At 67.7% G+C, this 6,296-nt stretch carries 7 protein-coding genes and 1 riboswitch; of the genes, 4 read left to right on the forward strand and 3 right to left on the reverse strand.

The window, feature by feature from the left end; translation table 11 throughout:
• The 4 genes from JMF90_RS19365 to JMF90_RS19380 all read left to right on the forward strand — a co-directional run.
• Window positions 1–975, forward strand: a 975-nt coding sequence (locus tag JMF90_RS19365; protein WP_201325327.1) for a response regulator, incomplete at its 5' end; no start/stop codon positions are given.
• Window positions 972–1,991, forward strand: coding sequence for a chemotaxis response regulator protein-glutamate methylesterase (locus JMF90_RS19370; protein ID WP_006479514.1), 1,020 nt, complete (start codon window positions 972–974; stop codon window positions 1,989–1,991). The genes JMF90_RS19365 and JMF90_RS19370, both read left to right, overlap by 4 nt.
• A 79-nt stretch (window positions 1,992–2,070) precedes the next feature.
• Window positions 2,071–2,175: riboswitch (Fluoride riboswitch) on the forward strand.
• A gap of 79 nt (window positions 2,176–2,254) precedes the next feature.
• A complete protein-coding gene (locus tag JMF90_RS19375) occupies window positions 2,255–3,496 on the forward strand; it encodes a voltage-gated chloride channel family protein (protein WP_011548223.1) in 1,242 nt (413 codons plus the stop codon).
• 86 nt (window positions 3,497–3,582) lie between these two features.
• Window positions 3,583–4,161 carry a hypothetical protein gene (locus tag JMF90_RS19380; protein ID WP_012338504.1) on the forward strand — a complete coding sequence of 193 codons (579 nt, stop codon included), beginning with the start codon at window positions 3,583–3,585 and terminating at the stop codon, window positions 4,159–4,161.
• Between the two features lie 18 nt (window positions 4,162–4,179).
• Here the strand turns inward: JMF90_RS19380 and JMF90_RS19385 are convergent, their stop codons facing one another.
• The 3 genes from JMF90_RS19385 to JMF90_RS19395 all read right to left on the reverse strand — a co-directional run.
• Entirely contained in the window at window positions 4,180–4,893 is a 714-nt protein-coding gene (locus JMF90_RS19385; RefSeq protein ID WP_011548221.1) for a riboflavin synthase, read from the reverse strand.
• Window positions 4,894–5,051: 158 nt separating this feature from the next.
• Window positions 5,052–5,609, reverse strand: a complete 558-nt coding sequence (locus JMF90_RS19390) for a GNAT family N-acetyltransferase (protein ID WP_226292293.1) — start codon at window positions 5,607–5,609, stop codon at window positions 5,052–5,054.
• Between the two features lie 77 nt (window positions 5,610–5,686).
• Window positions 5,687–6,296 (reverse strand): ABC transporter ATP-binding protein (locus JMF90_RS19395; RefSeq protein WP_201325328.1); only part of this gene is annotated, 610 nt, incomplete at its 5' end.

Consider the following 6,296-nt stretch of genomic DNA (forward strand, 5'->3'; position numbering starts at 1 on the left):
GTATCGGGCCGCGGCGTCGGTCCCGACGCGGTGCAGGAGATGGTGCGCGGCGTGCGTGGCGCGGTGCGGATCTTCAACGAGCCGGGGGCCGGCATGCGCTTCGTGCTGCAGTTGCCGCTCACGCTGTCGGTGATCCGCAGCCTGCTCGTCGAAGTCGGCGGCGAACCCTATGCATTCCCGCTCGCGCACGTGCGCCGCACGCTCGAACTCGCGCACGACGACATCGACGTGCTCGAAGGGCAGCCGCATTTTCCGTTCGACGGCCGGCGCGTGGGCCTCGTCGCCGCGCACCAGCTGCTCGATGCGGGCGAACCGGACGTGGCGCGCGCGAGCACGGCGGTCGTGGTCGTCGGCGGCGAGCCGGAGTTGTACGGCGTCGCGGTCGACCGTTTCCTCGGTGAGCGGATGCTCGTCGTGCAGCCGCTCGACAGCCGCCTGCACAAGATCCAGAACATCGCGGCCGGCGCGTTGCTCGAGAACGGCGACCCGGTGCTGATCGTCGACGTCGAGGACCTGATCCGCTCGGTCGACAAGCTCGTGCGCGGCGGCCAGCTCGCGCGGCTCACGCGCGATCCGCAGCTCGCGCTCGCCGACCGGCGCCGCCGCGTGCTCGTCGTCGACGATTCGCTGACGGTGCGCGAGCTCGAACGCAAGCTGCTGGAAAAGCGCGGCTACGACGTGACGGTCGCGGTCGACGGGATGGAAGGGTGGAACGCGGTGCGCAGCGATGCGTTCGATCTCGTCGTGACCGACGTCGACATGCCGCGCATGGACGGCATCGAACTCGTCACGCTGATCAAGGGCGACCCGATGCTCAAGCGCGTGCCGGTGATGATCGTGTCGTACAAGGATCGTGACGAGGATCGCCGCCGCGGGCTCGACGCCGGCGCCGATTACTACCTCGCGAAGAGCAGCTTCCACGACGAGGCGTTGCTCGATGCCGTGCACGACCTGATCGGAGATGCGCGCGGATGAACATCGGTATCGTCAATGATCTGCCGCTGGCCGTGGAGGCACTGCGCCGCGTGATCGCGCTGCGCGCGGATCATCGCGTGCTGTGGGTCGCGACCGATGGCGACGAGGCGGTGGATTTCTGCGTCGCGCATCCGCCCGACGTCGTGCTGATGGACCTCGTGATGCCGAAGGTCGATGGCGTCGCCGCGACGCGCCGGATCATGGCACGCGCGCCGTGCGCGATCCTGATCGTGACGGCGAGCGTCAGCGCGAACACGTCGTCGGTGTACGAGGCGATGGGCGCCGGCGCGCTCGACGCGGTCGACACGCCGACGCTCGCGCTCGGGCTGTCGACCGACGCATCGCCGCAGGCGCTGCTCGCGAAGATCGACCAGATCGGCCGGCTGCTCGAAAGCCGCACCACGGCGCTTGTGCCACCGGGGCCGGCCCCCACGCGCGGACAGCCGACGCTCGTCGCGATCGGTGCGTCGGCGGGCGGCCCGACCGCGCTCACCGCGCTGCTGCGCGCGCTGCCGGCCGATTTTCCGGCGGCGATCGTGATCGTCCAGCACGTCGACCAGGCATTCGCGTACGGCATGGCCGAATGGCTCGACGGCTATACGCGGCTGCCGGTGCGCGTCGCGCGGCAGGGCAGCGTGCCCGAGGCCGGTGCGGTGCTGCTCGCGGCGACCAACGACCATCTGATGCTGTCGCCGCGCGGCGTGCTCGGCTATACGCGGCATCCGGCCGAAACGCCGTACCGGCCGTCGATCGACGTGTTCTTCAACAGCGTCGCGGACGGCTGGCAGGGCGATGCGCTCGGCGTGCTGCTGACCGGCATGGGACGCGACGGCGCGCTCGGCCTGAAGGCGATGCGGGCGAAGGGCTGCTACACGATCGCGCAGGACCAGGCGACCAGCGCCGTGTACGGGATGCCGAAGGCCGCGGCGGCGATCGGCGCGGCGTCGGCGATCCTGCCGCTCGACCAGATCGCGCCCCAGTTGATCGCGCGGATCGCACTGACATCGCGCGACTGACCGTGCATCGGGCAGACGCCGTCGTTTCGGGGTGTGCCGGCGGCTGCATTGCGTGCGTGGCGAGGCGTCGCGTACAATTGCGGCCTGCGGAGATGGCATGCCTCCCTGCGGTCGTTCCGGCGCATGGCGCGCGCGGTGCGGCCCTCAACCGCCGGTTTGCCCGGCTGATGATGCCTGCGTGTTCCTGGGTCGTCAGGAGGTCGCAGGCCGTCCACGCGGTATTCTGCCGCCCAGGTTTTGATATCCCGTCGAATCTGGAAATCATGTTTTTCACCACTTCTGCCGATCTTTTCGCGACCGTGCGCTACGTGTGCCGCTGGCTCGCGCTTTCAGCCTTGCTCGGCGCGCTCGCCGGCACGGCTTCCGCGCTGTTCCTGATCGCGCTGGACTGGGCGACCGGCACGCGGGTCGCGCATCCGTGGCTGCTGTGGGGGCTGCCGGCCGCCGGTTTCGCCACCGGCTGGGTCTACCATCGGTTCGGCCAGTCGGTCGCGCGCGGCAACAACCTGCTGATCGACGAGATTCACGACCCGAAGGCACTCGTGCCGAAGCGGATGGCGCCGCTCGTGCTCGTCGCGACCGTCGTCACGCACCTGTTCGGCGGCTCGGCCGGCCGCGAGGGCACGGCCGTGCAGATGGGCGGCGCGCTCGCCGATCGCATCACGCACGTGCTCCGGCTCGATCGCGAGCATCGCCGCGTGCTGTTGATGGGCGGCATCGCGGCCGGCTTCGCGTCGGTGTTCGGCACGCCGCTCGCGGGTGCCGTGTTCGGGCTCGAGGTGCTCGCGATCGGACGCCTGCGGTACGACGCGCTGCTGACCTGCGTTGCATCGGCGATCGTCGCGGACGTCGTGTGCCGCGCGTGGGGCGTTCATCACACGGCCTATGCGATTCCGTTCGTGCCGGCCGTATCGGCGACGGGGCTCGCCGTGACGGTCGTTGCCGGCATCGCGTTCGGCGTGGTCGGGCGGTTGTTCGCGTTCGCGACGCATGCGCTGACCGCGTGGTTTCGCCGCGTGATCCGCCATGCGCCGCTGCAGCCGGTGCTCGGCGGCCTGCTGGTCGCGGTGGCCGCGACCGTGCTGAACGTGCCGCAGTACCTCGGCCTCGGCATCCCGACGATCGAGGCCGCGTTTCACGGCCCGCTGCCGCTTTACGATTTCGCGGGCAAGTTCGCGTTCACCGTCGTCACGCTCGCGTCGGGGTTCAAGGGCGGCGAAGTGACGCCGCTGTTCTACATCGGCGCGACGCTCGGCAATGCACTGGGCCAGGTGCTCGCGCTGCCGGTGCCCGTGCTCGCGGGGCTCGGCTTCGTCGCGGTGTTCGCGGGCGCGGCGAACACGCCGATCGCGTCGACGATCATGGCGATCGAACTGTTCGGCGCGGATATCGGCGTGTATGCGATCGTCGCGTGCGTCGTCGCGTATCTGTTTTCCGGGCACGCGGGGATTTATCGCGCGCAGCGCGTGGCGGTGGGGAAGGGGGCGCAGGGAGAGGCGGAGTGAGGTAGGGCGTGCGGCCGCGGATGATGTCGCTCGACCGCGGCGGTTCCATGCGATACCCAGGATGCAAAACGACTGACGGACATCCCATGACACTGGACGATTTCCTGACCGAAGCAAAACGGCTTGCGAGGCCGAGCCGTCAGTACCGCTTCGCGGACGACGGCGAACCCGTCACCGGCTACTGGCATGGGGTTGATGCCGGCGCGTTGTGTATCTCCGTCGAGCGCGACGGCGTCTGGCTGAACGTGTGTCTCGACGAAAGCGGCACGTCGGGCCGCGTGGAGACTGCCACGCAACCCGTCCGTTCCGACCGCCCGCTGTGCCGATCCGATGCGATGTCGCTTCCGTCCGTCGACGCGGTGTTCCGCTTCGGCTCCGCCGCGATCGGCGCGTACCTCGACGCACACGGCTGGCAGCGCGACTGGGGATTCAACGGCAACTTCAAGGGCGCGGCCGCGCACGACTACGAGCGCGAATGGATGGCGCAATGCCCGCTCTACACGGGCGGCGTGGTGGCCGTCGCGGGCGGATGGAACATGCCGTGGCCCGAGGACGACGAACTCGACGATCGCGAGCTCGTCCTCTGGACATTCGAGGCATCGGAACCGTGGGTCGAGGTGTTTTCGGACGGTAGCCGTTACTCAGTGATCCAGCGGATCACCTAGCACGCGCTTAATCAGCCTTTACTGCTTCGGCAGCCGCGCGACGTTGCGCGCCAGCAGTTCTTCGATATCGATGCCTTTTTCCGCCAGCAGCGCGGTGACGACACCGTTCAATTCGCCGAGCGTTTCCTTGACCGATTCGCGAATCGTGTCCACGACGACCTGCGTGCTGCGCTCGATCTCGATGTTGACCTTGTCGTCGACGCCCTTCGCATCGAACGTGGTCGCGCGGCGCGTTTCGGGAATCAGCCAGACGTCGAACCAGCCTTCGTCGCGATTGACGTCCGACACGGTCAGGCTGCAACCGTTGATCGCGATGTAGCCTTTCGCGAATACATAGCGCTTGAACTCGGCCGGCACGCCGATGCGGATCATCCGGTTGTGCTCGGACGACGCGATGTGCGCGATGGTCCCCGTGAAATCGACGTGACCGGACAGCGGATGCCCGCCGATCTCCGCGCCGTCCTTCGCGGCCCGCTCGACGTTGACCCGCGCGCCGGTCGCGAGGTCGGCCAGCGTCGTGATCCGCAGGCTCGGCAGCATCACGTCGAAGTCGATCAGCACCGGTGAATGGATGGTCGTCACGGTCAGGCACACGCCGTCGACCGACACGCTCGCGCCGATCTCGATATCGTCGGTGAACCGCTCGGGGAATGCGATGCTGAACGTTCTCAGCTCGCCGTGATCCTTGATGGCGTCGATGGTGCCAACACCCTGAACAATGCCTGTAAACATGATCTGCCTTTCGTCGCGAATTGCCTGGCCGACATGATAAGTGATCCGCGGGAGAGGCGCGTGACGATGGCAGGCTGGCGGCGGTAGGCCGCTTTCGTGAAAGCCCCGGCCGTGGGCAGGACCACTGCGCACAAGATCGATCGTCACGAGTCGGCCGCTTACGCCTGCCCCGGGCTTTCGCATGTCACCGGGGCCGGTATCTGATAAATGACCGACACGAATTTCGAGGTCTCGCTATGGCCCGTTACAGTGCCGCCGAGGGACTCGGCGATACGTCGGCTCGGATGGTTCTCTTCGGCGACGGGATAGTTGAAGCGCTGAACGTTGAGCGTCGAGCACGCCCATTCCACGACGAGCCTGACCGCCTCTCGTCCGATCCCTTCGCGATGCCGATCTTCGCGGATCCAGACGCCCAATTCCGGGATGGCCTGCTTGACGTGATGAACCCCCACCAGGCCGAGGAAGGATCCACCGTCGCGTTGTCGAATCACGAACACGTAGTCCGTGCCGTCGGTTTGTGCGTGCAGCCACGTCTGCCAGATGCGATCGAAACTTTCCCTGTTGGCCGGAGGGTCCCAGCCCATATAGCGAGTCAGCGACGGCGTAATGCATGCAAGCGTCGCATCCGCGTCTTTCGCCGAGAATGGTGTGAGCCAAAGGCGATTCGATTCGATACGGGTTTCGTCCGGTTGCAGCATCATTTCCTCGTCGTGCATCGACCACGCCAATCGGATCGCCGGCATGACCCGGCGATTGAAGCCATGTCGCCGGGTCATGTGACGACCTGCCTGCATCAAACCTTCGCCGGCTCTCCCAGCGCGCCGGCATCGCGATCCGCCACGCGCCGCGGCGAATCGGCGAGCCCCTTCGCCAGCTCCAGCGCCTGCCGCTCGAACAGCCGGCGGTAGATACCGCCGTCGATACGGATCAGCGCGTCGTGGTTGCCTTCCTCGATCACCTTGCCGCGATCGAGCACCAGCAGCCGGTCGAGCGCACGCACGGTCGACAGCCGGTGCGCGACGACGAGCGTCGTGCGGCCGACCATCAGCCGCTCCATCGCCTGCTGGATCAGCAGCTCGCTTTCGCTGTCGAGGCTCGACGTCGCTTCGTCGAGGATCAGGATCGGCGCATCGGCGAGGAACGCGCGCGCGATCGCGACACGCTGGCGCTCGCCGCCCGACAGCTTGATCCCGCGTTCGCCGACGAGCGTGTCATACCCGTCCGGCAGCGCGGCGATGAAGTCGTGCGCGCTGGCCAGACGCGCGGCGCGCTCGATGTCGGCGCGGCTCGCGCCGGGCCGTGCATACGCGATGTTCTCCGCGAGCGTGCGGTGGAACAGCACGGGCTCCTGCTGGACGATCGCGATCTGGCTGCGCAGCGAATCCTGCCGTACCTGCGCGATG

Origin of the sequence: Burkholderia sp. E168m23, assembly GCF_016586125.1 — a bacterium.
Classification (GTDB): Bacteria; Pseudomonadota; Gammaproteobacteria; order Burkholderiales; family Burkholderiaceae; genus Burkholderia; species Burkholderia orbicola.